This is a genomic window from Pseudanabaena sp. UWO311, from assembly GCF_006937785.1.
Lineage (GTDB): Bacteria > Cyanobacteriota > Cyanobacteriia > Pseudanabaenales > Pseudanabaenaceae > Pseudanabaena.
In genome coordinates this window covers 19,166-44,063 of the sequence record NZ_SJEE01000031.1, presented here as the reverse complement: position 1 = coordinate 44,063, position 24,898 = coordinate 19,166, and the positions used below count along the sequence as shown (strand labels likewise).

Sequence of the window (24,898 nt, the reverse complement as noted above, 5' to 3'; positions counted from 1 at the left end):
AAAATTCCGCCATGATCGATAACATCTGTAAGTTTTTAGCAGAGAGCTTTTCCGCAGACTTCGCCAGTTGGCTACTTGGCGAAGCCATTACCCTAACCAAACTCGAACCCTCCGAACTCTCAGTCGAGCCAATTCGTGCCGACTCAGTAATATTTCTTGAATCAACCGAAATTATCCTTCACATTGAATTTCAGACTGAGCCAAATAAAAACATCCCATTCCGTATGGCAGATTATCGACTGCGGCTATATCGCAAATTCCCCGACAAACCAATCCACCAAGTCGTCATCTATCTTACCCCCAGCCAATCACCTTTAGTCCATGAAAACAAATTTAATATTGGCACGCTTAACCATGAATTCAACGTCATTAGACTATGGGAGCAACCAACAGAAATATTTCAGCAATATCAAGGACTCTTCCCCTTTGCAACCCTATCTAAAACTAATGATCCCGCAGAAACCTTAAGACAGGTTGCCAATCAAATTGAAAATATCAAAGATAAGCAGTTACAAAGTAACGTAGCTGCATCGACCGCTATAATATCAGGTATAGCCCTGAATAAAGAAATCATCCAAAGACTTTTGAGGAGCGAGATTATGAAAGAATCAGTGATTTATCAAGAGATTCTGCTAGAAGGCAAAGCTGAAGGCAAAGCTGAAGGCAAAGCTGAAGGCAAAGCTGAAGGTATAGCTGAAGGTGAGGCTAATGGTTTAGCAAAAGCATCAAATCAAATCGCCCTAAATATGCTGCGTTCCAACATTGCTATAGACTTAGTCGCCCAATTTACGGGACTAACCCTAAAACAAGTTCAAAGACTACAAAAGCTTTCCACGAAACCATCCAAGATGCCGAAGTCATCAAAAACAAAGCGATTAGAAAAACCTTAATTTATGCAGTGCTCAATCCCGAAACAAGAAATCTCTAAAAGTGTTGCAAAGCAACACTTTTAGAGATTTCTTTAGGAGCCAAGAGCGAGTGACCAAGCTCATAGAACACTAACGATAAAGTATCCTGAACAGCCATCAATTAGAGACAGGAATCTCATAGGTCATGAAGTCATAAGCAGGGATGGTATTCGCAAAAATCATTCTTGCTTCATTAACTAAATCTTCCAATAGAATGGGATTGCCTGGGGAATAGCGAGGACTAAAATGGGTCATGATTAATTGCTTCACATTAGCCAATAGTGCTACCTGTGCTGCCATAGTACTAGTAGAATGCAAACGCTGAAAAGCCATATCGGAATCTTGATGGGCAAAGGTAGACTCATGGATGAGTACATCAGCATTTTGAGCAAGTTCTACTGAACTATCACAAAAAATTGTATCCGTACAATAGGCAATCTTCCGTCCAATTTGAGGAGCGCCACAAAATTCTTTCCCATTAATTTTGCGTCCATCGGGAAGCGTAATAGTTTTACCCTGCTTCAATTCACCAAAAATTGGACCTGACGGAATATTCATGCTGATTGCTTTATCGACATCAAACTTGCCAGCGCGATCGCGTTCTACTAAACGATAGCCATGCGCCGTCACCTTATGTTTGAGAGGAGCCGCTATCATATAAAATTCTGAATCTTCACAAACTAACCCCGCTTTGACTTTATGCACCTTAATCGAGTAGGAGAGACGTGTCTCGCTATAGCGCAAACAAGCATCAAGATAGTCTCCCAAACCTGATGGCCCATAAATATCAATGTGGCTTACATTCCCTGCCATGCCACAACTTGCTAGCAATCCTGGCAAACCAAAGATATGATCGCCATGCATGTGCGTAACAAAAATTTTCGTAATTTGACTGATTTTGACATCACTTCGCAGCAACTGGTGCTGAGTTGCCTCGCCACAATCGAGCAACCAAACTTCGGCACGTTGAGGTAGTCGTACCGCCACACTGGAGACATTGCGCCCGCGTGTAGGCACGCCCGAACTAGTACCAAGAAAGGTGATTTGCATATTTAGTCATCTACAAAAATCTCGATGCGGCGGTTACCTTTACTATTATTGTCACCAGCACTGCTCGCCAAAGGACGACTAGCACCATAGCCAACTACCATCCAATAATAGGTTTGCTCGCCGCGCAGTCTTGCCAAATATTCCCTAACTGCTGAGGCTCGTAAATAGGACAGAGTTAGCGCATCCCCCGCATTGCTTACATCCATATGACCATTAATCCGTACCCTTTTGCCTGTTGCCAATGGCAATTGGGCTGCAACTTCATCTAGTAAGCGAAAACTTTCTGGACGAATGCTGGCTTTATTTGCCTCAAACAAAGCGTCTGCCGAGAGGGTAAATTGCTGCTTTTTGTAATTTAAAAAGTTAAATGAAGGTTGCCATACTAAATCTGGACGAACGAATGCGATCGCTAAGCCAGTAATCAGCCCAGCGATCGCACTCACGCCCAAAACAGCGCTACGAATCAAAAAGGTGACAGCAGAGCGTCCCATTTGATTCAAGTCACCAGACGGCTTACCCGAAGATTTACCTAATGACTTGTCAGGAGTCGGTAAATTTGCCACGATTATTTCTTCTTTGCTTTAGAGCTAACAGTCGTATCGATCAGTTCTAACTCCGTTGCTCGAAAAGACACTATCTTTTCCCAGTTACCACCACCAAAAATTACAGCAACACGCTCATCGGTTACCCGTTGTACCTGTCCTTGAAATCCGAAATAGGTGTCACCTTCGTTGACAACCCGCACCGCAGAACCTGGAAAAATGATTGGCTGCATATTCTCTCAAAACTCCTTACTATGGGTTTAACTAGGTTCATTCTATATCTTTTGCTGCCGCTCTGAGTATTTCGACCAACACTCGAATTTTTTGACCTAGGGATGAAAGGTGGCGCTCCGCGCCGCCTTTCATCCCTAGGTATTTCTTTAGCTTTAGCGCTTCGAATCATCTTGATTATCAGGTGAAGCCCATCCGAGCAGATTGGATAGCCAGCCACGTTTTTGTGGTGGTGGCAGAGCTGCTTTTTTTGTAGTTGCAGGATTTGTCTCGCTTTTACTATTGTTTTTAGTTGTACTAGTATTCGTCTGGCTAGGAACTGGTTTACTAATATCGTTGATATGCTTTAGCGCTAGGGGCTCTTTGGGATTAATCTGCAGCGATCGCTGAAAGCTAACTTTTGCCATTTGTGGCTGATTGATATTTTTATAAACCACACCGAGCATGGCATGACATTTACTATTGTTCTTATCCAGTTGGAGGATCTCGCGCAAATCCTTGAGTGCTGATTTCCAATCGCCTTGACTTATATAGATTTCACAAATTTTCAAGCGATCGCCAATTGCTCCAGCATCACGCTCCTCAATTCTGGTTTGAATTATAGTTTCATCGGAGTCGGGTTTACGATTACTAGAAGGCTGATAAATCGAGTATTGAAGGGGTGGGGATGCGTAACTAGTTTTTTGGGGTGGAGTGGGATAGTTTGCTGAATAAGGTTGAGGGCTTTTGGTGGGTGACATGGGCATAAGGACGGGCGGCATGTTTTCTGCACCATATTGGTAGCCTTCTTTATAGAGAATGTAAACCAGATTTAGTTCACTGATTTGGGCTGTATATTCCAGAATAGTTTTGATCGACTGATACTGCACATTCGCGATCGCGGCAACTGAGCGCTCGTACAGACCATCATTAGGAGTCATCATCAACTCACAGGCGATCTTGGAATGAATTTGCACATTGCGCGATTTTTGCATTAAACGCTTGGCAAGCAGCTTAAATATCCCTTGATAAGCTCTACGCTCTTCCTCTCTCATCAGCACGTTATAGGCTGGGTTAACCAGTTTTGCTAGATATTGCGTAGCAATTTCTTTTTCTTCATCTGAAAAGCCATAAACATCAGGGTGCAATATACGAGCAATGCTCAAATAAACATGGCGAATGTAAAAGGGACTGCTGGTGATTGGCAAGCCCAAGGCAGCGTAATAGTCATGATTAAACTGACTAATACCTCGATCAATACGGATAAACTGGAGTTTTGGCTCCTTGGGCTGATTCATGTTAGTTCGCTTTGCCCATATAGGTGATGGTGGCGATCGAATTTATCTAAATAGTTATATCAATTATCAAAAGTATGACTATATTCTCGATAATTAAAAAACAAAACCCTCACTGGTTTCGTTTTTTAAAATGGCAGTGCCATTTTAAAAATTGGTATTATACCAACAAAATCAAAAAATAGAGTTGATGCATTATATATTCTCTATTTTAATCATTTAATAAACGATCTTTCTTTCTGCTTTTTCTTTTCTAGAAGCTAGAGGTGACATAGAGTTACGGGGCGAAGCCCCGTAACTCTATGTTGGGTTTTAATTTTGACCAAACGTGACGAAAGCTATAAAAAACAAAAGATGAATCGCGGCGCAATTCATCTTTTGTTTCTATTAAAATCCATAACATCTATCTATTCTATTTTTTAGGTTTTCAGCGCTTACGGCGCTGAAAACCTAAAGCTGTACAACGTCAGTTAATAGTGCAAAGGCAATACAGCTAGTGGTAATAGGGAAAAACCAATCCAAAATAGCGATCGCCAAGAAAATTGAGGCAAAGGTTCGGGTTCGGCTAATAAAAAGTTAACCCGCTCTTCTAAGCGATCGCTAGTATTTGTCGTTCCAAAAGCCGCCGCAAAAGTTTGGGTTGGATGCATATTGCTACTGACCATCGCCAGTAATGACTCCGCTAGTAACAAACCATCTGCATATTGCGCAGCCCAACGATCAGCACGAAGTTCGCGCAATAGCAGCAACTCTTCCCATAAAGCTTGGGTATTTGGGAGCCAAGGCATCACTTGGCGGAGCGCCCCGAGCCAGAAAAACCAAAATGTATCGCGGTAGTGAGCATGAGCGCGTTCATGCAACAACACGGCTTCCAGATGATCGGCATCAAGGCTATCGAGCAACCCTTGGCTGACATAAAGATGCGATCGCCAAAAACCAATTTGAGCAGCAAATAGCATTGGCATATTTAGCAGTCGCATCGATTGCTTAACTGGGTTGACATCCAGAGAATCGACAACAAGAGCTTGCAATTTTTGTAAAGACTGCCAGCCATTCAAGGCAAGTTGCCCAACGCGAAAAATACTGTAAATCAAAAATATTAAAGCGATCGCATAGCTAAGCCGTCCTGCCTGTAAGCCGATCATTTGCCCTTCAGATCCCATGCAGAGCACTGCGATCGCGGTCATGATTACTAATAGTGGCGGCAAGACAAAGCATACAAGCGCCTTCTGCCAACGCATCTGCCAACCCCTAGGGAGAGCAACGTTACCACCATTTTGCCAACCATATCGCAATCCCCAAGCAAGGCAAAGCGAGCCAAATATCATCACAAAATGTATGGAGAAAAAGGGCATGGACTTAACCTTCCTGTGATTGTTCTCGCGATTGACGTATATTTTGGAGACGGACAGCGATCGCTTCAAGCTTGTCCATACTGGCGTGATCGAGATCATTAGCAAAAGCCGCAACAATATCCGCATCACCCACTTCTAAAAAGCGATTGAGTTGGTGATACGCCTCTAATGCCTGTGCTTCTTCGCGAGAAATTTTTGCTTGCCAATAGAGCGCACGACCCTCTTTTTCGCAATGAATCCAGCCTTTTTGCTCCAATCGCCGCAATACAGTCATCACTGAGCCATAGGCTAACTCGCGATCGGGATCAGACAGGATGCGATCGTGAATATCCGTTGCACCTAACCTTGTGCTATCCCAAATAATATTTAGGATTTCCGACTCTAACGGGCCTAGCGATAATTGTTTCGGTCGATATTTCGGTAACGGGGTCATAGTCAAGCCACATTATTTGATATCACTATAGCGTTTTATTGAGATCTAAAGCTTTGGTTGGCAAAGCTTTAGATCTCAATAAAACGCATGTTTTGACAACAATCTTGCCATACTTGTTAAGTAGGAAAGATTAATTAAATGTAGGATGCGTTAGTGAAACGTAACGTATCAATGTATTTGTCCATGATGAGTTACACGATCGCTAACCCGTCCTACGCTTACAGCAACTTATACTTATGGCAATATTGTAATCAAGTCCAAGGCATCTACAAAAAACAACTTATGAGTCTGACAACTGGACAAATAGTCGGTGGGCATTACGAAGTTACATCACGCCTGGGTGGTGGTGGATTTGGGGAGACCTATCTCTCACGAGACTTACACCTGCCCGATCGCCCCACCAGAGTCATCAAAAGGCTAAGTCCACATATTCAAGAAGCCAGTGTTTTGCAGCTATCGCGGCGACTTTTTGAAACTGAAGCTCAAGTTCTCTATCGACTGGGAACCCACCCTCAAATTCCACAACTATTTGCTCACTTTGAAGAATTATCAGAATTTTATCTAGTTCAAGAATATATTGATGGGAAAGACCTTAGCCACGAACTGCCGCGTGGCAAGATTTGGGAGCAATTTGCAGTTGCAGACCTATTACAAAATCTCTTAGTTGTCCTCAGCTTTGTCCATCAAAACAATGTGATTCACCGCGACATTAAACCTGAAAATATTATTCGTCGTCTGGATGGACAGCTTTTTTTGATTGATTTTGGAGTTGTTAAGCAAATCGTTACGCCCACAGCTCTATTAGCTGGACAACCAGACGATGGCTACACGGTGGGAATTGGTACACCAGGATACATGCCTAGCGAACAGGCTCATGGTGAGCCAAAATTTGCTAGTGACATCTATGCGATCGGTATGATTGGCATTCAAGCTCTGACGGGCATTCCGCCCAGTCATTTGGCTAAAGATGACAACTTAGAAATTCTATGGCGTGCCTCCGCGCCTAAGGTCTATCCTGAATTTGCAGATATTCTTTCACAAATGGTGCGGTTTGATTTTCGACAGCGCTATCCTAGTGCTGAAGCAGCCTATGAGGCGATTCGAGAATTTGTCGATCACTATCCAGTCTCCCATGTAAATCAGAACTTATCAACCATACTGATTGGTGACGAGTCAAAGCAAAGAATCCCCAAAAACCTTAGTCAGCCCAATACTCCTCCTATACTTGATCGTCATTCTGCCCAGAAGAAAGAATCAAATCAATACTCTGAACAAAATCAGGAAGCACCTCAACCAAGAATTTGGTCATATTTTCAGCCTTGGCATTGGGCTTTAGGAATCATCACTCTAGGTGCGATCGCAATCACCACAATCATTCTCACGGTTGGCTCTCCGCCTAAACCAATTAATCAACCTACTCTTAACGAATCTCCCGACAGAGTTGGATTGCTAGAATCTCCCCCTCAGTTAACAAACTCATCCAATTTAGTTCCATCCGCAATAAAGGAATTTACGATCAACGAAGCGAAGGATGTAATTTATGGAGTTACGATTAGTCCCGACAGCAAAATCTTGGCTGGAGCGAGTTCAGAGCGTATTATTGAGCTATGGGACTTACAAACAAATAAAAAACTACAGACTCTCAAAGGTCATACAGGAAGAGTCTATGATGTGAATTTTAGTGCCGATGGCAAGCGGTTAGTCAGCGCCAGCGATGATCGCAAAATAATCATTTGGGAAGTTGCTACAGGTAAAATCTTAAATACGTTAGAAGGGCATCAAGATCGCATATATACTGCCATATTCAGTCCTGACAGCAAGTTGATCGCTAGCTCTGGAGCCGATCGCACAATTCGCCTATGGAATGCGGAAACTGGCAAACTAATCAGCACATTAGCTGAAAAATCTTGGGTCTACGATGTCTCATTCACGCCCGATAGCAAAGTTTTAGCAAGTGGTAGCGAAGATGGCGCAATTCGATTATGGAATGTGGAGACAGGAAAAGTTCTCAAAACCTTAGTAGAAAGTGGTAGCCCTGTGCGATCGCTTGTTTATAGCAATGACGGTAAAGCGATCGCTAGTGCGATGGAAGATAATACTGTGCGTCTATGGGATGCAAAAATGGGGCAGTTAAAGGATGTGCTCACGGGACATACTGGTGAGGTGCATACAATCGCTTTTAGTAATGACGGTAGTTTATTGGCTAGCGGCAGTGCTGATAAGACAATTCGGATTTGGTTTTTAAAGAGCAAGCGATCGCCTCAAGTTTTATCAGAGCACGAGCGCGGCGTGTCATCGATTGCATTTAGTGCCGATCGAAAGCTGCTGATTAGTGGCAGTCTCGACGGCAAGATCAAAGTCTGGAAATTATCGAACTAAAAAGCATAGAGCCGCGCACCTCCCCATCTCATGCTTTTTGGGTTTTGAACTGTTAAAATTGCAGATAACAGTTACGACAGCAATTATGTAAGACTCATGACATTAACCTACGAAAAAACCCTAGCAGATCGGGTCAGAGCAGATTTTGAGATTTTGAATCAAGAGGTCAATGGTAAGCCCCTCATTTATTTTGATAATGCCGCTAGTTCCCAGAAACCAAAATCGGTGATTGCAGCTTGGAAATATTATTACGAGCATGACAACGCCAACGTGCATCGCGGCGCACATACCCTCAGCGCCAGAGCCACCGATGCCTATGAAGGAGCGCGGGACAAAATCGCTAAATTTGTCAATGCAAAGTCATCTCAGGAAATAATTTATACCCGCAATGCCACTGAAGCGATTAATCTTGTTGCCTATACTTGGGGATGGGCAAATCTGAAAGCAGGGGATGAAGTAATTCTCTCAGTCATGGAGCATCACAGTAACATTGTGCCTTGGCAGTTGATCGCTCAGCGTACAGGTGCAGTTCTCAAATTTCTAGAACCAACAATCTTAGGAGAATTGAGCTTAGATCGGTTTAAATCTTTGCTTAACCCTAAAACCAAACTGGTGTCAATCGTCCATGTTTCCAATACCCTTGGCTGTGTGAATCCAGTAGAGGAAATGATTCCCTTAGCCCACGCTCAAGGTGCGAAGGTATTGCTAGATGCTTGTCAGAGCGTGCCACATATGCCCATTGATGTGCAGGCACTCGATTGCGATTGGTTAGTGGCTTCTGGGCATAAGATGTGTGCGCCGACGGGAATTGGATTTCTCTATGGTAAGCGTGACATATTACTAGAAATGCCTCCGTTTATGGGCGGCGGCGAAATGATTGCGGATGTCTTTCTGGATCGTTCTACTTATGCTGGATTACCTCACAAATTTGAAGCTGGAACTCCTGCGATTGGCGAGGCGATCGCGCTCGGGGCCGCAGTGGATTACTTGACTGCGATCGGGATGGATAAAATCCATGCTTACGAACAGGAATTAATAGAGTACTTGATGGATTATCTCGACGAGATTCCTGACATCAAAGTTTATGGACCAAGACATCATCGCGCAGGTTTGGCATCCTTCACGATCGCCCATGGGATTCATGCCAATGACCTATCGGCAATGCTCGATCAAGAGGGTATTGCCATTCGTTCAGGACACCACTGCACTCAGCCATTACATCGCTTTTTAGGAATTAGTGGCACGGCAAGAGCCAGTGTCTATTTCTATAATACCAAAGCCGAAATCGATACCTTTGTCGATTCCCTCAAAGATGCGATCGCCTTTTTTAAGAATGTGATGGCATAGACCTATGGCAAGAATTATTCTATTAGGCGCATCGGGCTCAGGACGTACTACCCAAGCTTTACATCTACAATCTTTGCTCAATATTCCTGTAATCTCAACTAGCGAAATTTTGCGTTTGGAGATGGCAACAGCAACAGATTTAGGTATGGAAGTAAAAAAATTCATCGATGCTGGTGAATTTGTTCCTGACATGCTGATGATTGATCTGATGCGATTGCGGCTTGAGATGGAAGATGCTCAACAGGGATGGATTTTAGAGGGCTATCCCCGTACTTCTTTTCAAGCCGAGGAGCTAGATTTTCTATTGGATGAGTTAGGCTGTCCTCTTGACCATGCAATTTATTTACAAGCTTCTGAAGAGACATTGATGCAGCGATCGCGATCTCGTGGTGGCTCCGATGACACGATTGAGGTAATTCAGAAACGGATTGAGCAGTTTTTGGATTTGACCATACCTTTATTGGAATATTACGGCTATAAGCAGAAATTACTAACTATCGATAGTGAGTTAGATGTAGCCACGGTCAGTGCTCACTTAGAGCGTGGCATAAACTCAAACTTATAGGATTGTGCCCCTGTGAGGCACAATCCTATAAGTTTGAGAAATTTATTTTGAGTACTTAACACAACAGAATTCATGAGCCTTAGCCCAAATACGGAAAGAGCCTATTGGTTAGCATGGTCACAAATACGTGGTATTGGGCCAGTATTGATGAAGCGACTTTATCAAGCCTTTGGCGGCTCCATGTCTGAGGCTTGGAATGCGATATCGAGTGATTTACAAGCCGTCGAAGGTATTGGTGGTCAGACCCTCGAAGCAATTCGTCAAGCGCAGCGCGAAGTAGAACCTGTGGCTCTATTGGCAGTACATGAACATAACAATCTTAACTTCTGGACTCCAAGCGATCGCGAATATCCGCAGCTACTTTGGGAGATTCCTGATCCACCACCAATTTTGTATTATCGAGGACATCTGACTAATTGGAATGAGCGGAACACCGTTGCGATCGTGGGGACGCGCAACGCCACACCATATGGAAGACGCTGGACAAAGAAATTAGTCTCGGCGTTAGCGAGTCGTGGATTTACGATTATCTCTGGTATGGCAGAAGGTATCGACGGTGAAGCACACAAAGCTTGCTTAGAAGTTGGTGGTCAAACTGTTGCCGTAGTGGGGACAGGAGTCGATCGCATTTATCCTTATAAACACAAGTCACTGTACGAGCAGATTGTGTCTTCAGGCTTAGTGGTAAGTGAATATCCCCAAGGAACTCCACCCGACAAAACTCATTTCCCAGCCCGTAATCGAATTATTGCAGGACTTAGCCGCGTGACATTAGTAATGGAAGCACCAGAGCGATCGGGAGCCTTAATCACCGCCTATCAGGCGAATGAATATGGGCGCGATGTCTATGCCTTGCCAAATTCCCTCGAAGTGAGTGAAGCAAAGGGCTGCCTGAATCTTTTGGGTAAAGGTGCACAGGCAATTTTAGGTGTGGATGAGCTGTTAGAATCTTTGGGAATGTTGCCGAATTTAGATAAACCTGCACCTGCGATCGCTATTTCGGAATTGCCAGTCTTGCAACAAAATATTCTCCAAGCAATCGGGTTTGGCGATCCCGTTGGTTTAGATTGGATTGTGGAACAAACCAAAATTCCTTCGGGTGAGGTGTTGGGGGCTTTGACATATTTGGAGCTTGTCGGTGCGATCGCGCCATATCCTGGAATGCGATATCAACGTTTGGTGTAACCGTGGAAGCCTTGGACGGATGCCTTGCACTCAAGTGCAGGCTAAGAGCTAAAGTCCTCTTCAGAGGACTGAATATGGCGGGTTTCTTTTGCCGTTGCGGCAATAGAACTGCTTTGCTCAGTTATTTGCATCTAGCGAATTCATCTATCTTGTTAGTACATTTTTTAGTCCTCTTCAGAGGACTTTTGCTTTTAGCCCGCACTTGAGTGCAGGGCGTTCTTCAACAACTGACGATCAAAAAATTGTTGCTGAAATGCTAACTCATTCGCGGCTTGGATAAATGGATTGGCTGTTGTAAATCCATCATATATAGATGCAATAGAGTTTATACGAATAATCAAATCTCTATCATCTGATGGAACAGCGATCGCATTCACAGCATAACCATATTGTTGAAGCTCCTCAAATCCAATCTGCAACACATCTTGATCATCAATTCCTAATTTTGCGATTAGTTGCGATCGCCTAATTTCCTTACCTGTCCGACTCAGATATTTGGCAACTCCCACTAAGGTTTGCCAAGCGATCGCTCCATTTATCTGTTCAGGTCGAGGATATACCAAAGCGAGAGCCTGATTAGCTTGATGGGCGCGTTCAATAATGGTGTTGACATCTTGCCAACTTTGGGGACAGCGATCGCAGATAGTTGCTGACGAATGGTCATTAAGCTCAACCAGATCACGCCCGCGCCAATCAATAATCTTGAGATTTAGATCAGAATTTTTGATTGATGTTGCGAGGGATGGCAACTCAGCGCTCAGAGGCGCACTCTGAGCGTGAAAATCAAGCAATCGCACATCATAACGTCGGCGAAAAGCATTATCAACTAGTTCAATCACCACATCACAACTTGTATCAGGCAACTCATAACTATAATGCCCCCACCAATCGCCATAAATTTGATTGCCATTGCGATCGCTTAGAGTAAATTCCGTCTTAATATATTCAACTTTCTGTCCTTTTTGAGTGCGAATATTCGCATTGGATATCTCTGAAAATTGACAATCACGAACTAACAACTTGGGGTAGGGATTACCCATACCAAAAGGTTCTAGTTGTTTAAATTCATTAAATAATTCTTTGCTAAGATCGGCAATATTTACTTCTAAATCAATGTTGATCGCCTTACTTTGCAATTGACCATATTGACTCCAAAATTTCTGATCGATAGACTCAGTAAGTAACTGCAAATTCTCAAGTGCAAAGCTCAAACCACCTGCAAGCGGATGTCCGCCGAAGCTGAGCAATAGATGTTCTTGTCCTTTGAGGAGATCGTAAAGATTTATACCCTCTAGCGATCGCGCACTGCCTTTAGCAATTCCATCTTCAACGGTACAGAGAATCGTCGGACGACCATACTCAGCAACCACTTGTCCTGCCACTAAGCCCAAAACACCCACCGACCATTGCGGATCGGCCAGCACAATCAGCCCTGTCGTAGAAAGATCGAGTTGTTCAATTTTAGCTTGAACCTGTTTAAAAACCTTTTTTTGTAAAGCTTTACGCTGTGTGTTAGCCAGTTCAGTCTGTTCAATTAGCGCTTTGCAAACCCTCTCGTCGCGAGTAGTCAACAATTCTACGCATTTCCGTACATCGCCCCAAATTCTACTCACGGCATTAATACGCGGAGCAATCCCAAAGCTAATATCTATCGGGCGATCGCCGACTCTTTTACATTGCTCCAAGAGCATTCGGACACCGAGGCGTTGCTTTTGCCGCAATACCTCTATTCCCTTTTGAGCGAGATATCGACAATCTCCCGTAAGTTTGACTAGGTCAGCAACCAAGCCGATCGCAACCAAATCCAACAAGTCCTCTAAGGGCTTCTGGGGGATTTCTGGTAAGGTTTCATACAATGCTTCCATTAATTTGTAAGCAACTGCTACTCCTGACAAATTAAATAATGGATGCTGATTTGGCAAGTAACGCGGATTGATAATTGCGGCTACTGGTGGACGCTGATCTGGCAAAGTATGGTGATCGGTGACAATCACATCAATTCCTAAATCCTGAGCATAGGTTAACGCATCCAAACAAGTGCTACCCGTATCACAAGTAATGATTAAGCTTAGTGATTTTCCTGCTGACTGACATTGCGATCGCAGCTCATCTAAGCCTCTAATCGAGATCCCATGCGACTCTTTGAGGCGATCGGGTATATAAAAGACTAAGCGATCGCCTTGAGCAAAGAATTGTCCTAATCCTTCCCATAAAACTGAAGTCGCGGTAATCCCATCCGCATCAAAATCCCCCCAAATTGCGATGGCTTCTCCCTGTTCATAGGCTTTCTGGATTCGGGCGATCGCCTGTTCCATTTCTGCGCCAAAAGCAAAGGCACTAGTAGGCTGATAAGCAGTAATATCTAAAAATGATTCTACTTGCTCAGGAGCAATGATTCCTCTCTGACAAAGTAACTGCGCCGCAAATTTACCAACTTTTTCGCTTAACCAAGTCGGTATTTCAACTGTTTCTGCAATGTGCCAATTAGTTAAGGACATGTTGCGATCGATAACTTCTTCTCCCAAAATAACGCATGACCCATTTCTGGGTTTAGTTCATAACCACTAAAACCAAAAGATTTATATGCAGCTTTAGCCACATGATTGCCATCTAAGACTTCTAGCGTTATTTTACAGCATCCTAAATCAAAGGCGATCGCCTCAACCATCTGGAGTATTAATTTCGACAAACCTTGACCTCGGTAATGGGAAGAAACAATCAGATCATGAATATTGAGTAGAGGCTTACAAGCAAAAGTAGAAAACCCTTCAAAACAGATCGCTAACCCTGCTGGAATATGATCGACGAATGCGATAATGACATGCGCAGAACTCCGATTAGATAATTCGGCAACTAGATTGTTTTTCGCAAATTTCGACAAATCTTGACTACCTCCCATTGCATCAAGGGTATATTCACTCATCAATTGAATTAACGCTTGTGCATGATCCTGCTTACTAAGATCTGCCTTAATTATTTCAATTGTCATTATCTTCGTAATATGAACACACTAAATCCTTTATTCTTCAGCCATCATAACTTTTTGATTTCAATAAATCAACTTTAGGGCTTACGCAAATCAACCAAGAACTAAAGTTCTTGGCTCAAAGCTCAAGTCAGTTAAAACTGACTAAAGAAAGCCTCAAACCAACCTGTTTCAACAGGTTTAAGCTTTAAGCCCGCAATTTATTGCAGGGCAGATGCGTAAGTCCTAAACTTTTTGATCTTAGTATCTTAATCGCGTTTAGTATTTGCATCTTGGATTTGAAAACGAACTTCTTGAAGAATTTTGCCTAACATATTTTTCCCAGAGCCATCGACTCCACAGCCCCAGTAGTAATCACCTGGAGCATTTTCCACAATCTCCTCACTACCTGTGGAAATCAACAACTCTCGAAGTTTAGGATGTGTTTGAAATTTCTTGAGAACAGCTTTACGCATCACATCGTCTTTTATTTCTTCCCAATCTTCTCTAATTGCGATCGCCCTACTTCTTCCCAGATTCGCGGCTGTCTTAGGATCTGGAGCTTGGCGGATTTTATCTTGATAGGCTTTGTCTAAAAACTTTTGAGCTTGAAAATAATGTTCTGTAGTTCTCCACCAATAACCATCTAACTCAATACCATAGGGAGCGAAGTTGGAAAACTCTGAATATGCTTGGTTTGTCGTATAGAAATAGATAGTCATAAAAGATTCTACTCGCAAAATAACGTATAACCCTTATGTGGGTTTACGGCAATTTAAGCAACATTCCCAAAAAATTATTGGTTTGGGTTTGAGAGCAAAGCACTGTAACTCATAGTTTCATAGCTACTGAAGCCAGATCTGTATATGCAGCTTTGATAATGTAATTGTCATCTCAGGCTTCTAGAGTAAGCATACCGCAACCCAATACAAACGAGATCGCCTCACCTCTCTCTCGGTAAAACCAAAATTCAGTCGCGATCATTGGGCGATGCGAAGCATCGCCCAATGATCGCGACTGAATTTTTAACTCTTGTCGAAATCGCAAAGTCTCGTTCGTCATAGAGATATAAAGCATAAAAAATCTGTGCTTTAATCAAACCCAAAACCAGTAAACACCCATGAAATACGCAATTCTGGTCTATGAAACTGAGCAAGATTCCCGCGATCGCGCAAAACACATGCCAGCCTATAACGCCTACTCCCAAGCACTAGCCGAAGCAGGCGTTGCCGCAGGCGGTGCAGCACTTCATCCCGGACAAACAGCCACAACCATTCGTCTCCAAAACGGACAACGTAACGTCCAAGATGGCCCCTATGCCGACACAAAAGAGCAACTGGGCGGATTTTTTATTATTGATGTTCCTGATTTAGATGCCGCAATGGATTGGGCAGCCCGATGCCCAGCCGCCAGTAATTGCGCCGTCGAAGTCCGTCCACTGTTACCCACGTAGCAGAGATGTTTGAGTGAGCCTGTACTCACTTCAAAATCGAAACTCAGTCCCAGTAAAGTTTTTGAATTTTAATTTTGCCTACGGCAAAATTAAAATCGCTATAGGAGAAAAATACTATGAAACTCTATTACTTCCCGCCCTCTCCCAACACCTGCAAAGTACATGCCGTAGCTATTCATCTTCAGATTCCCATTGACCTAAAGCTAGTGGACTTAGAGAAACGAGAACAACACAACCCCGAATTCATCCAGCTAAATCACACAGGACGCACACCCGTTCTCCGAGATGGCGACTTTATCCTTTGGGAATCAACTGCAATCATGCAGTACTTGGCTAGTCAAGTCCCTAATTCTCTCTGGCCAGAAAATCCTCAGATTCGAGCAGATATTATGCGCTGGCAGAGTTGGCAACTTGCCCATTGGTCTCCAGCCTGTCAGCCCTTACAGTTCGAGAACTTTGTGAAGGCTCTGTTACAACTAGGTGAGCCAGACCAGCAAGTAATACAGCAAGCAACCGATCGCTTTCATAAAGAAGCGATCGCCTTGAATAAACATCTCGCAGATCGAGAATACCTAGTCAATGACACCTTGACCTTAGCTGATTTCTCCGTGGCAAGTGACTTGACCTATGCCGTAACTGCTCAATTTCCATTAGCAGACTATCCGCATATTCAAGCATGGTATGCAAGAATCGAGCAGTTACCTGCTTGGCAACAAACCGCACCGCGAGGTTAATCACAAATGGAAGCACGTCGAGCCGCCGAATTAGCCGCCCGCAACTCCTATGGTAGACTAGTCGCCTATTTAGCCGCCAAGACAAGAGATGTTGCCGCCGCCGAAGATGCCCTCGGCGATGCTTTCCTCTCAGCACTGAAAACTTGGGAAGAAAGTGGCGTTCCTAAAAATCCTGAAGCATGGCTACTAGTAACAGCGCGAAATCGATTGATTGATGCAGGACGGCGATCGCAAGTTCGCGACAAGGTTCTCATTCTCAATACCTTCAAACATAACGGACTAGGATTTTCAACCGAGCCATCTTTAGAGTTTGTCACCTTTCCTGACGATCGATTGAAATTGCTGTTTATTTGTGCTCACCCTGCGATCGATTCCGCAATTCACACCGCCTTAATGTTGCAAACTGTTCTTGGATTGAATGCCGCGCAGATTGCCTCAGCGTTTCTAGTTGCTCCTGCGACTATGAGTCAGCGACTGGTGAGAGCAAAAACAAAAATTCGCGATGCAGGTATTGCTTTTGAATTGCCAGAAGAGAAGGATTTGTCAACGAGACTAGCAGCCGTATTAGAAGCAATTTATGCCGCCTATACCAATGCTTGGGAAACTGTAGATGGCAGAGATCCACGTCATCGAGGATTGGCTGAAGAGGCAATCTGGCTAGCACGTCTTTGTGTGCAGTTAATGCCTCAAGAGCCAGAAGCGAGAGGATTGCTTGCGCTCATGCTCTATTGTGAATCTCGTCGCGATGCAAGGCGCAATGCCAATGGTGCATATGTACCACTGCTGCAACAAGACACAAATCTATGGTCACAAACAGCGATCGCTGAAGCAGAAAGAGAACTTACACAAGCCGCAACCTTTAACCAATTAGGAAGATTTCAACTGGAAGCGGCGATTCAATCACTTCATGCCCAACGTGCGATCGCACAACCAGTAAATTGGCAAGCCTTAGCTTTACTATACGAAGGATTGATTCAGCTTTCGCCGACATTAGGAGCTTTAGTCAGCCATGCCGCCGCGATCGCTGAAGCGCAAGGTCTAGAATATGGTTTAACTAGACTTGATGCAATTCCTATGGAATCTATAAAAAGCTATCAACCCTATTGGGCTTTAAAGGCTCACTTACTCAAGCAGTCAGGTTTAGAAGCAGAATCACAACAAGCTTATATCAGAGCGATCGGTCTTACGGAAGACTCAACCATCCGCGAGTTTCTTCTGAACAAATCAAAACCCAAATAGTGAGAGGCGGCGCTTCGCGCCGCCTCTCACTATTTGGGTTTTATGTCCTAACAAGAATGGCGACAGCTATAAAAACACAAAATAGCTACGCCATATCGAGCTTGGGGTTACAAAATTCAGTTTGATTAGCCTTTTGCAATTTCTAGAATCTCCTCAAAACTAAGCGTAACTATTTCTGATGGTTGATCGCTTAGCCATAGTAAATACTCATGATTACCAGTACGACCCTGAATGCTCGAAGGCGTTAAACCCTGAAAGTGCCAACCAAGACTTTGAGCAGATTGTAAAACCTGCGCGATCGCATCGGCTCTAATTTTTGGTTCGCGTACAATCCCATTTTTACCAACTAGCCCTTTACCTGCTTCAAACTGCGGCTTGACTAGTAATAATGTCTCCCGTGGCGATCGCAACAAATCCCACAACGCAGGCAAAATCTTCGTCAGTGAAATAAACGACAAATCCAAGACTGCAAAATCGGGAATGATATCGCCATCAGCATATAAATCTTCAGGCTTGAGATGCCTTAAATTAGTACGCTCTCGCAAAACTACCCGCTCATCGCTGCGAATTTTCCAATCCACCTGACCATAACCCACATCAACGCCGTATACCTTCGCCGCGCCCTGTTTGAGCATACAGTCCGTAAAGCCGCCTGTCGAGATGCCGCCATCAAAGCAAATGCGATCACGAACATTTATACCAAATGTTGCGATCGCTCCAGCCAGCTTTTCACCACCACGAGACACAAAAGGCGATTGTTGCTTCACCAAAATTGCTGCATCGTCTTTGACCTCAGTACCAACCTTGTCAATCACTTGCTGATTGACCTGCACCCACCCAGCCCGAATAAACTTTTGAGCCTGCTCTCTAGAAGGTGCAAGCCCTAAATCAACCAATAAAACATCTAAACGTTTTTTCAAACTCTCGTAACCATCAATAATACTTGTGCAAAACAAACTACCTAAACCTGTAGAGTTGTGCCTCTGCGGGGCGCAACTCTACAGGTTCTAATGAATATTTCCCACAGGCATGTATTCTTGGATCAGCTTACGCTGACTTACCCGATCGCCTTCTGCTAACAAGCGATCGCCTGCTTCTTTTAGAGTTCTCAAGTCAAAACTTGGCGGACGAAATTCGGGTAAAGCTTCAGTACTATTAACTAAACGCAACGATAACCGATCTAAACCAATTTCATAAACAAACTTTCGCACTTGCTCGTCATACAAGCTCGATCGCAGTGAACCAAAGAAATCAATTGAGCGATCGGGATACATATCCACAAGGCGTTCAATTTCCCATTGCGGAATATTATCAGGCGCAAAAATACCACTGACAATCCCAACGCGATCGCTGCGATCGGGCATCCAGAAAAACTTCTCCATCCGACCATCACGCACCAACGGCGCATACAAAGTCGAAAAATCATTCCCTGTCACAATAATCGGTACGCGCCGAATCGGATTGCTGTCATAACTCCCTGGTAACTGCACATTAGTTGGGTTGTCAGCAATATTCATCAAAGTCGCATTCACCAACTGTGTATTGACAGTATATTGGGTCGTGCTATCAACCCGTCCCGCCCCCGCATCTAGATCGTTAATCAAGAGAGCGCACATCTTGCCCCGCACCTTGACTAACTCCGATGCTTCGCGATAACGCATTCTAATCAACCTTGCAGGATCACCAGCATCAGGACTTTCCAGCTCACCACCCGACATTCTAATTGGCTCAATGCCAAGCCTCTCAAAAGCTAATTCACATTGAAATGATTTCCCCTCACCTTTGCCACCATGAATACCTAAAATCAGCGGGACATTTACATTAGGCAGCTTCATGAAGTTCTTAGCAAGATGGACAGCTAATTTATCCAAAAAGCGTGGTGAAATGTAATAAGACATACAGATTAATTTTGACGACTAACAGCAATTTACACTACAAGGCTTTGCAAACCCAAAAATAAGAAGGGGTAATTCATGAATTACCCCTTCTTATTTTTGGGTTTGTAAATAAAAAAGCCCGCCTAGGCGGGCTTTTTTATTTACTTCTTGTCTTTGGTGATGACCTTGGGAGGTTCACGGAAGAAGATTGCAAAGAAGAACAAACCAATCAAACAAGCGAAAATTAAAGTGTAAGTGAGAGCTTCCATGTAATTTTATGCCTCAACAGCGCGAGTAGATTTATCGCCAACTTTTTGGAATGCACCCCATTCAACTTGCTCTTCGCTCATTTCTGGGTCAACCCCAGCAAACACATCGCGGAACAAGGTACGAGCACCATGCCAAATATGACCGAAGAAGAAGAACAGAGCAAATACTGCATGTCCGAAGGTAAACCAACCACGAGGGCTAGTACGGAACACACCATCTGAATTGTTCTTTTCTTGATCGAATTCAAAGATTTCGCCAAGCTGAGCTTGACGAGCATACTTCTTAACCGAGGGAGCATCAGTAAAGGTTTTGCCATTTAATGCGCCGCCAACAAAGGCTACATTCACACCAGTTTGCTCAACACTATACTTAGACTCAGCACGACGGAAAGGAATGTCAGCTCTGACAACACCATCTTGGTCTTGGAGAACTACAGGGAAAGTTTCAAAGAAGTTAGGCAAACGACGAACAAAAAGTTCACGACCTTCACCATCTTTGAAAATTGGATGCCCTTGCCAACCTTGAGCAATACCATCACCATTATTCATAGGACCAACGCGGAACAAACCACCTTTCGCAGGACTGTTACCAACATAGTCATAGAACGCGAGTTTGTCAGGAATCTTTGACCAAGCTTCTTCAGCACTCAGACCAGCATTCAAGCCAGTTTGGACACGACGAGAAATTTCTTGTTGGAAAGAGTTGCTATCCCACTGATATCGGGTAGGTCCAAATAATTCGATAGGAGTTGCTGCCGAGCCGTACCACATGGTTCCAGCGACAACGAAAGCAGCGAAAAATACAGCGGCAATACTGCTGGATAGTACTGTCTCGATGTTACCCATACGCAGCGCTTTGTATAGACGCTCTGGTGGACGCACAGTCAGGTGGAATAGACCAGCAACGATACCAACGATACCCGCAGCAATGTGGTGAGCCACAATACCACCAGCATTGAAGGGGTTAAATCCGTTAGGTCCCCATTCAGGGGCAACAGGTCCAACATGTCCAGTCAAGCCATAGGCATCAGAGATCCACATACCAGGTCCAAATAAACCAGTTTGGTGGAATGCGCCGAAGCCAAAGCAGAGTAAACCAGATAAAAATAGGTGAATACCAAACATTTTAGGCAAGTCCAAAGCTGGCTCACCTGTACGAGGATCTCTAAATAGTTCGAGATCCCAGTTTACCCAATGCCAGATAGCAGCAAGGAAGAGTAAACCAGAAAGTACGATGTGTGCTAGAGCGACACCTTCAAAAGACCAAAAGCCAGGGTCGGCAACTTGTTCACCAGTGATTGTCCAGCCGCTCCAAGAATTGGTAATGCCAAGACGAGTCATGAAAGGCATTACAAACATACCTTGCCGCCACATGGGGTTGAGGACGGGGTCACTGGGGTCAAAAATTGCTAGCTCATAAAGCGCCATCGAGCCTGCCCACCCTGCTACGAGAGCAGTGTGCATCAGGTGCGTGGCAATCAGTCTTCCTGGATCGTTCAGGAGAACTGTATGCACTCGATACCAGGGTAATCCCATTGCAAATGTTCCTTAATCTATGTAGTGAGTAAGATCTTAACGATTCTTAATTTTAATTTATGATAATTGATCCTGACTTAAGGTATCAACTCAAATACTTAAAGTAATGTAAGCAAATTCCATCTTTAGGATCGTTAAATCAGTCGGGTTATTTTATTTGTAACATCATAATAAACTATTCCTTCCGATTGATTGCGATAAAACCCAAAAACTAAGGACAGCGCTTGGCATTAACCTTAGTTTTTGAGCCTACATCCTTATCGAGCATATGTTTTTGTGGGAAATTTTTATTGGTAGGTGCGATCGCGATATTTGGACAACTAAGTCAGCGTATGCAGCGCTGTTGTTCAAATCAGTTATGCGGGGCATGAATAATTCAGGGTGTAGCGCTTTCCAAAAATATTCGACAAATTGAGTAATTTCTTGGTCGTTCATGCCAGCTTTACCCGTTGCCATGAGTTTATGTTCTGCCTCAATTCGCCATTGCAGACTGTAGTTATAATCTTTAGGCACAAGCACTATGAGGTGATCTAGGTATTCCCAGAGTGGCAGGTAGTTATAGAGATTGGCATTACATTCGAGGGCAAATTCGCGATCGCTATCTGACAAAATTGGTGGTACAAAATTACGAAATGTAGAAATCGGTAGCGGGCGCATCCCCACAAACCAGCCTTCAAACAAAACAATATCTGCTTCATAAGAAATTTCAGGCTCTGTACGATCGCCTGCACCGTGATGCAGAGATTTATCAAAACGAGGAATCTCTATTGGCTGTGAGCTACCTAAAGGGTGATCGCGCAATTGCTGCAAAACCTGAATACCCAGATCTACATCGTGAGTACTCGGTGGTCCTCGCCAAATAAAATCAGGACGGCGATCGCGTAATTTTTGGCGATCGGCATAGGTTTTATAGAGATCATCAAGAGAGATACTGAGAAAAGTTTTACCAAGATGTAGCAGCAAAACTTTGAGAACAATACCTAATGTAGTTTTGCCAGTGCCTTGACCACCTAACAAGCCTTGGATAAAGGTTCTTCCAATTTTTTCTTGCTGATTGGCTAGGCTTTGAGCGAGGGGAAGCCAATAATGCCAGAGCATGGGCAATATTGCCCATGCTGGATCAACTTGAATATTGTGAGAGACTAAAACCTGAGAAATTTTTGGGTAAACCGATCTAAGAAGCTGCGATCGCTGATCAACTATTTTTGTAAAAGCTTTTATGTCAGAGGAATCTATGCCTAAAGACAATTGACAAAAACTACAATCCCTTAATTCATTTACCAATAGTTCATAATCTAAGCTGGTTAGGCAGTCGCCACGAACTATTTGTTCAAAAATTCTTATAGGTATATTTTTAATCATTTCCTTACATAAAGAGACTTCTGCATGATTTAGCCTATTAGTCAGCTATACAGATTACAAATTTACAAAAATTAAGCTAGCAATTAACAATTATTTAACCTAGAATAAATTCGTGAGTAATTATACGCAGGCTCCTCCACAAAAAAACTACATATAGTTACTTGCATTCAAATAACGTAGATCCCTTACTAAACAGAAAATAATTACAACTATGAACTTGAAAGCTCTCTTAATCGTTGCCAGTCTTGGTTTGTCTGCTGGACTAGTTTCTTGCGCTACCGAAACCCCAGCTCCTAAATCTACTCCAGCCGCTACATCAGCTCCAGCCGCTACTCCTGCTAAAGATAAGGCTGATGCTCCTAAGACTGACTCAATGGCTAAGCCTGATGCCGCTAAAGATGCTAAGCCTGGCGATGCAATGAAGTCTGATAAGCCTGCTGATGCTAAAGACAAGGCTGCTACCGATGCTAAGCCTGGCGATGCAATGGCTAAGCCTGATGCTGCTAAAGATGCTAAGCCTGCTGATGCAAGCAAGCCTGCTGATGCAACAGCAACTCCTGCTGCAACTCCTGCAGATGCAACCAAAAAGCCTCAGTAGTATTTTGAATTAATCAAACAAAAAAGAGGTGATGCAAAGCATCACCTCTTTTTTGTTTGATGCGGAGATTGATTCGGCTAGAATCGAGGCAAATATAGACGGTATTGTAGATATAGCTATGCGATCGCCCACTCAAACTTTAGCCGCTAAAACTTTTCATTGGGTAAGCTTGGTTAGTCTATTCTTGATGATTACCAGTGGTTTACAGATTTATAATGCCAATCCTGTCTTTGGAGGACGAGGGGGTATTCATATACCGCCAATTTTAGGGCTAGGGGGATGGCTCGCGGGGGGCAGACATTGGCACTTTGCCTCGATGTGGTTTTTTATACTGAACTTAGCTTGGTATGGTGTTTATGTGTTGCTAACACAAAGGTGGCGACATCGGTTTGTTAGTGGAAAAGATATGAAAGCCTTGGTGGTTAGCCAAAATGAGAAGCGCAAAAACTATGCTTGGCATCGGTTGGTTTACACCTTGCTGATTCCGATTTTGTTGTTATCAATTTTTTCGGGGCTAGGAATGTACAAGCCCGCTCAGTTTTATTGGATTGTTGATAGCTTTGGGGGTTGGGAAGCTCTGCGAATAACGCATTTTATGGCTGTGCCAATTACGCTGATTTTAGGTGGTATTCATTCACAGTTAGGTCGAAAAGTGGGAGGCGATCGCCTACTTGATTCAATGTTTTGGGAGTAAGTTGTTTGGCTCTTTGGGGCTTAATAGCAAAGGCAGCGCTTAGCGCTGCCTTTGCTATATTTAAGTTATGTCACAAGAATCTGAACAAAAACAACAAAACTCAGAAATTGAGTTTGATGATACTGATTTAGTCCCGCGCCGCCGCTTTTTAACTTTGGCAGGTACAGGTCTACTAACGATTGGCTTTGGCAGCTTGGCAGAAGGTTTGGTGGGTGGTCTATCGGAGCCATTAAACCAGCAGGTTGAGTCATTAATTTTTAAGCCACAGCAGCCTGTACCAGAATTTTCAATTAGTGCGATCGAGCCAGAGAAATTAATTATTAATAGTTTCCGTGGTACGCCAGCGATTAATCCTCTCGCTTATCGACTCACTATTGACGGTGAAGTAAATAATCCTTTAAGTCTGAGTATAGAAGATCTCCAAAAATTTCCATTTACAAGCATGGTCATCCGTCATGTATGTGTTGAGGGCTGGGCGGCGATCGTGCAATGGGGAGGCTTGAGACTGCGAGATTTAATTGCGATCGTGCAGCCATCATCTCAAGTTAAGTATGTATATTTCTATTCTGCGGATGGCTATTACGAAAGCTGGGATATTGACACGGTGATGCATCCTCAAACCTTAATGGCATATCAAAGGAATGGGCAAGCTCTTACATCAGAATATGGTGCGCCTCTGCGTCTAGCTTCACCTGTCAAACTTGGCTATAAGCTCAGTAAATGGGTAACTAGAATTCAGCTTACGAGTGTGCTTGGCAAGAAGCGCGGCTATTGGGAAGATCTCGGTTATGAATGGTATGCGGGGCTATAAAAAACTTGTTTAATTAATTTTTGTAACGATTATCGTGTTATGTTCACATGTAGGGATGTGGAGTACGTTGAAATTTTCATCCTAATTTTAA

General features: G+C 43.6%; 25 protein-coding genes and 1 pseudogene. 11 read left to right on the top strand and 15 right to left on the bottom strand.

Annotated features, from left to right (window positions below; translation table 11 throughout):
- The first annotated feature begins 11 nt into the window (after nucleotides 1-11).
- The gene (locus tag PseudUWO311_RS19160) at nucleotides 12-890 is read left to right on the top strand and encodes an Rpn family recombination-promoting nuclease/putative transposase (RefSeq protein WP_142656824.1); all 879 of its coding nucleotides are present in this window, start codon (nucleotides 12-14) and stop codon (nucleotides 888-890) included.
- Between the two features lie 135 nt (nucleotides 891-1,025).
- On the opposite strand, the gene PseudUWO311_RS19155 is transcribed toward PseudUWO311_RS19160, so the two are convergent.
- From PseudUWO311_RS19155 to PseudUWO311_RS19130, 6 genes are all read right to left on the bottom strand, one after another.
- Nucleotides 1,026-1,958 carry a ribonuclease Z gene (locus tag PseudUWO311_RS19155; protein ID WP_142656823.1) on the bottom strand — a complete coding sequence of 311 codons (933 nt, stop codon included), beginning with the start codon at nucleotides 1,956-1,958 and terminating at the stop codon, nucleotides 1,026-1,028.
- Nucleotides 1,959-1,960: 2 nt separating this feature from the next.
- Nucleotides 1,961-2,521, bottom strand: coding sequence for an OmpA family protein (locus PseudUWO311_RS19150; RefSeq protein ID WP_142656822.1), 561 nt, complete (start codon nucleotides 2,519-2,521; stop codon nucleotides 1,961-1,963).
- Nucleotides 2,522-2,523: 2 nt separating this feature from the next.
- Nucleotides 2,524-2,733 carry an NAD(P)H dehydrogenase subunit NdhS gene (locus tag PseudUWO311_RS19145; protein ID WP_223807640.1) on the bottom strand — a complete coding sequence of 70 codons (210 nt, stop codon included), beginning with the start codon at nucleotides 2,731-2,733 and terminating at the stop codon, nucleotides 2,524-2,526.
- A gap of 153 nt (nucleotides 2,734-2,886) precedes the next feature.
- Nucleotides 2,887-4,008: a J domain-containing protein gene (locus PseudUWO311_RS19140; protein ID WP_142656821.1), complete on the bottom strand. Its 1,122-nt coding sequence runs from the start codon at nucleotides 4,006-4,008 to the stop codon at nucleotides 2,887-2,889.
- A gap of 467 nt (nucleotides 4,009-4,475) precedes the next feature.
- The gene (locus PseudUWO311_RS19135) at nucleotides 4,476-5,360 is read right to left on the bottom strand and encodes a M56 family metallopeptidase (RefSeq protein WP_223807639.1); all 885 of its coding nucleotides are present in this window, start codon (nucleotides 5,358-5,360) and stop codon (nucleotides 4,476-4,478) included.
- Between the two features lie 4 nt (nucleotides 5,361-5,364).
- A complete protein-coding gene (locus tag PseudUWO311_RS19130) occupies nucleotides 5,365-5,793 on the bottom strand; it encodes a BlaI/MecI/CopY family transcriptional regulator (protein WP_103670329.1) in 429 nt (142 codons plus the stop codon).
- 153 nt (nucleotides 5,794-5,946) lie between these two features.
- Between PseudUWO311_RS19130 and PseudUWO311_RS19125 the strand changes: the two genes are divergently transcribed.
- From PseudUWO311_RS19125 to dprA, 4 genes are all read left to right on the top strand, one after another.
- The gene (locus PseudUWO311_RS19125; RefSeq protein WP_142656820.1) at nucleotides 5,947-8,172 is read left to right on the top strand and encodes a serine/threonine-protein kinase; all 2,226 of its coding nucleotides are present in this window, start codon (nucleotides 5,947-5,949) and stop codon (nucleotides 8,170-8,172) included.
- A gap of 96 nt (nucleotides 8,173-8,268) precedes the next feature.
- Complete coding sequence (locus PseudUWO311_RS19120) at nucleotides 8,269-9,519, top strand: SufS family cysteine desulfurase (RefSeq protein WP_142656819.1); 1,251 nt, start codon at nucleotides 8,269-8,271, stop codon at nucleotides 9,517-9,519.
- Nucleotides 9,520-9,523: 4 nt separating this feature from the next.
- Complete coding sequence (locus tag PseudUWO311_RS19115) at nucleotides 9,524-10,084, top strand: adenylate kinase family protein (protein WP_142656818.1); 561 nt, start codon at nucleotides 9,524-9,526, stop codon at nucleotides 10,082-10,084.
- Between the two features lie 72 nt (nucleotides 10,085-10,156).
- The gene (dprA, locus tag PseudUWO311_RS19110) at nucleotides 10,157-11,269 is read left to right on the top strand and encodes a DNA-processing protein DprA (protein WP_142656817.1); all 1,113 of its coding nucleotides are present in this window, start codon (nucleotides 10,157-10,159) and stop codon (nucleotides 11,267-11,269) included.
- A 191-nt stretch (nucleotides 11,270-11,460) separates the two neighbouring features.
- On the opposite strand, the gene recJ is transcribed toward dprA, so the two are convergent.
- The 4 genes from recJ to PseudUWO311_RS19090 form a co-directional block, all read right to left on the bottom strand.
- Nucleotides 11,461-13,767: a single-stranded-DNA-specific exonuclease RecJ gene (gene recJ, locus PseudUWO311_RS19105; RefSeq protein ID WP_142656816.1), complete on the bottom strand. Its 2,307-nt coding sequence runs from the start codon at nucleotides 13,765-13,767 to the stop codon at nucleotides 11,461-11,463.
- Nucleotides 13,758-14,258, bottom strand: a complete 501-nt coding sequence (locus tag PseudUWO311_RS19100) for a GNAT family N-acetyltransferase (RefSeq protein WP_142656815.1) — start codon at nucleotides 14,256-14,258, stop codon at nucleotides 13,758-13,760. The genes recJ and PseudUWO311_RS19100 overlap by 10 nt, the downstream gene beginning before the upstream one ends.
- Nucleotides 14,259-14,503: 245 nt before the next feature.
- The gene (locus tag PseudUWO311_RS19095; protein ID WP_142656814.1) at nucleotides 14,504-14,956 is read right to left on the bottom strand and encodes an NADAR family protein; all 453 of its coding nucleotides are present in this window, start codon (nucleotides 14,954-14,956) and stop codon (nucleotides 14,504-14,506) included.
- Between the two features lie 172 nt (nucleotides 14,957-15,128).
- Nucleotides 15,129-15,296 (bottom strand): hypothetical protein, encoded by a 168-nt coding sequence (locus tag PseudUWO311_RS19090; RefSeq protein ID WP_190303568.1) that lies wholly within the window; start codon nucleotides 15,294-15,296, stop codon nucleotides 15,129-15,131.
- A 58-nt stretch (nucleotides 15,297-15,354) separates the two neighbouring features.
- On the opposite strand from PseudUWO311_RS19090, the gene PseudUWO311_RS19085 reads away from it, so the two are divergent.
- From PseudUWO311_RS19085 to PseudUWO311_RS19075, 3 genes are all read left to right on the top strand, one after another.
- Nucleotides 15,355-15,687 (top strand): YciI family protein, encoded by a 333-nt coding sequence (locus PseudUWO311_RS19085; RefSeq protein ID WP_142656812.1) that lies wholly within the window; start codon nucleotides 15,355-15,357, stop codon nucleotides 15,685-15,687.
- A 116-nt stretch (nucleotides 15,688-15,803) separates the two neighbouring features.
- Nucleotides 15,804-16,421, top strand: coding sequence for a glutathione S-transferase family protein (locus PseudUWO311_RS19080; protein ID WP_142656811.1), 618 nt, complete (start codon nucleotides 15,804-15,806; stop codon nucleotides 16,419-16,421).
- 6 nt (nucleotides 16,422-16,427) lie between these two features.
- Nucleotides 16,428-17,660 (top strand): RNA polymerase sigma factor, encoded by a 1,233-nt coding sequence (locus PseudUWO311_RS19075; RefSeq protein WP_142656810.1) that lies wholly within the window; start codon nucleotides 16,428-16,430, stop codon nucleotides 17,658-17,660.
- Nucleotides 17,661-17,785: 125 nt separating this feature from the next.
- On the opposite strand, the gene PseudUWO311_RS19070 is transcribed toward PseudUWO311_RS19075, so the two are convergent.
- The 5 genes and pseudogenes from PseudUWO311_RS19070 to PseudUWO311_RS19050 form a co-directional block, all read right to left on the bottom strand.
- Nucleotides 17,786-18,580 carry a TlyA family RNA methyltransferase gene (locus PseudUWO311_RS19070; protein ID WP_142656809.1) on the bottom strand — a complete coding sequence of 265 codons (795 nt, stop codon included), beginning with the start codon at nucleotides 18,578-18,580 and terminating at the stop codon, nucleotides 17,786-17,788.
- A 111-nt stretch (nucleotides 18,581-18,691) separates the two neighbouring features.
- Nucleotides 18,692-19,558 (bottom strand): annotated as a pseudogene (locus tag PseudUWO311_RS19065) (AAA family ATPase); the annotation flags it as partial.
- Nucleotides 19,559-19,698: 140 nt separating this feature from the next.
- Nucleotides 19,699-19,806, bottom strand: a complete 108-nt coding sequence (locus tag PseudUWO311_RS19060; protein ID WP_142656807.1) for a photosystem II reaction center protein T — start codon at nucleotides 19,804-19,806, stop codon at nucleotides 19,699-19,701.
- A gap of 6 nt (nucleotides 19,807-19,812) precedes the next feature.
- Nucleotides 19,813-21,342, bottom strand: a complete 1,530-nt coding sequence (gene psbB, locus PseudUWO311_RS19055; protein ID WP_142656806.1) for a photosystem II chlorophyll-binding protein CP47 — start codon at nucleotides 21,340-21,342, stop codon at nucleotides 19,813-19,815.
- A 249-nt stretch (nucleotides 21,343-21,591) separates the two neighbouring features.
- On the bottom strand, nucleotides 21,592-22,704 hold the full coding sequence (locus PseudUWO311_RS19050; protein ID WP_142656805.1) for a glycerate kinase: 1,113 nt from the start codon (nucleotides 22,702-22,704) through the stop codon (nucleotides 21,592-21,594).
- Nucleotides 22,705-22,915: 211 nt separating this feature from the next.
- Between PseudUWO311_RS19050 and PseudUWO311_RS19045 the strand changes: the two genes are divergently transcribed.
- The 3 genes from PseudUWO311_RS19045 (at nucleotide 22,916) to PseudUWO311_RS19035 (ending at nucleotide 24,807) form a co-directional block, all read left to right on the top strand.
- Nucleotides 22,916-23,302, top strand: coding sequence for a pentapeptide MXKDX repeat protein (locus tag PseudUWO311_RS19045; protein ID WP_142656804.1), 387 nt, complete (start codon nucleotides 22,916-22,918; stop codon nucleotides 23,300-23,302).
- 118 nt (nucleotides 23,303-23,420) lie between these two features.
- Nucleotides 23,421-23,996, top strand: a complete 576-nt coding sequence (locus tag PseudUWO311_RS19040) for a cytochrome b/b6 domain-containing protein (RefSeq protein WP_142656840.1) — start codon at nucleotides 23,421-23,423, stop codon at nucleotides 23,994-23,996.
- Between the two features lie 67 nt (nucleotides 23,997-24,063).
- Nucleotides 24,064-24,807: a molybdopterin-dependent oxidoreductase gene (locus PseudUWO311_RS19035; protein ID WP_142656803.1), complete on the top strand. Its 744-nt coding sequence runs from the start codon at nucleotides 24,064-24,066 to the stop codon at nucleotides 24,805-24,807.
- Nucleotides 24,808-24,898: the final 91 nt, after the last annotated feature.

What these genes read in the sequence shown, in the direction of transcription:
- PseudUWO311_RS19160 (WP_142656824.1), top strand. Translation starts at nt 12, where the DNA reads ATGATCGATAACATCTGTAAGTTTTTAGCAGAGAGCTTTTCCGCAGAC.
- PseudUWO311_RS19155 (WP_142656823.1), bottom strand. Translation starts at nt 1,958, where the DNA reads ATGCAAATCACCTTTCTTGGTACTAGTTCGGGCGTGCCTACACGCGGG.
- PseudUWO311_RS19145 (WP_223807640.1), bottom strand. Translation starts at nt 2,733, where the DNA reads ATGCAGCCAATCATTTTTCCAGGTTCTGCGGTGCGGGTTGTCAACGAA.
- PseudUWO311_RS19140 (WP_142656821.1), bottom strand. Translation starts at nt 4,008, where the DNA reads ATGAATCAGCCCAAGGAGCCAAAACTCCAGTTTATCCGTATTGATCGA.
- PseudUWO311_RS19135 (WP_223807639.1), bottom strand. Translation starts at nt 5,360, where the DNA reads ATGCCCTTTTTCTCCATACATTTTGTGATGATATTTGGCTCGCTTTGC.
- PseudUWO311_RS19130 (WP_103670329.1), bottom strand. Translation starts at nt 5,793, where the DNA reads ATGACCCCGTTACCGAAATATCGACCGAAACAATTATCGCTAGGCCCG.
- PseudUWO311_RS19120 (WP_142656819.1), top strand. Translation starts at nt 8,269, where the DNA reads ATGACATTAACCTACGAAAAAACCCTAGCAGATCGGGTCAGAGCAGAT.
- PseudUWO311_RS19115 (WP_142656818.1), top strand. Translation starts at nt 9,524, where the DNA reads ATGGCAAGAATTATTCTATTAGGCGCATCGGGCTCAGGACGTACTACC.
- dprA (WP_142656817.1), top strand. Translation starts at nt 10,157, where the DNA reads ATGAGCCTTAGCCCAAATACGGAAAGAGCCTATTGGTTAGCATGGTCA.
- recJ (WP_142656816.1), bottom strand. Translation starts at nt 13,767, where the DNA reads ATGTCCTTAACTAATTGGCACATTGCAGAAACAGTTGAAATACCGACT.
- PseudUWO311_RS19100 (WP_142656815.1), bottom strand. Translation starts at nt 14,258, where the DNA reads ATGACAATTGAAATAATTAAGGCAGATCTTAGTAAGCAGGATCATGCA.
- PseudUWO311_RS19095 (WP_142656814.1), bottom strand. Translation starts at nt 14,956, where the DNA reads ATGACTATCTATTTCTATACGACAAACCAAGCATATTCAGAGTTTTCC.
- PseudUWO311_RS19090 (WP_190303568.1), bottom strand. Translation starts at nt 15,296, where the DNA reads ATGACGAACGAGACTTTGCGATTTCGACAAGAGTTAAAAATTCAGTCG.
- PseudUWO311_RS19085 (WP_142656812.1), top strand. Translation starts at nt 15,355, where the DNA reads ATGAAATACGCAATTCTGGTCTATGAAACTGAGCAAGATTCCCGCGAT.
- PseudUWO311_RS19080 (WP_142656811.1), top strand. Translation starts at nt 15,804, where the DNA reads ATGAAACTCTATTACTTCCCGCCCTCTCCCAACACCTGCAAAGTACAT.
- PseudUWO311_RS19075 (WP_142656810.1), top strand. Translation starts at nt 16,428, where the DNA reads ATGGAAGCACGTCGAGCCGCCGAATTAGCCGCCCGCAACTCCTATGGT.
- PseudUWO311_RS19060 (WP_142656807.1), bottom strand. Translation starts at nt 19,806, where the DNA reads ATGGAAGCTCTCACTTACACTTTAATTTTCGCTTGTTTGATTGGTTTG.
- psbB (WP_142656806.1), bottom strand. Translation starts at nt 21,342, where the DNA reads ATGGGATTACCCTGGTATCGAGTGCATACAGTTCTCCTGAACGATCCA.
- PseudUWO311_RS19050 (WP_142656805.1), bottom strand. Translation starts at nt 22,704, where the DNA reads ATGATTAAAAATATACCTATAAGAATTTTTGAACAAATAGTTCGTGGC.
- PseudUWO311_RS19045 (WP_142656804.1), top strand. Translation starts at nt 22,916, where the DNA reads ATGAACTTGAAAGCTCTCTTAATCGTTGCCAGTCTTGGTTTGTCTGCT.
- PseudUWO311_RS19040 (WP_142656840.1), top strand. Translation starts at nt 23,421, where the DNA reads ATGCGATCGCCCACTCAAACTTTAGCCGCTAAAACTTTTCATTGGGTA.
- PseudUWO311_RS19035 (WP_142656803.1), top strand. Translation starts at nt 24,064, where the DNA reads ATGTCACAAGAATCTGAACAAAAACAACAAAACTCAGAAATTGAGTTT.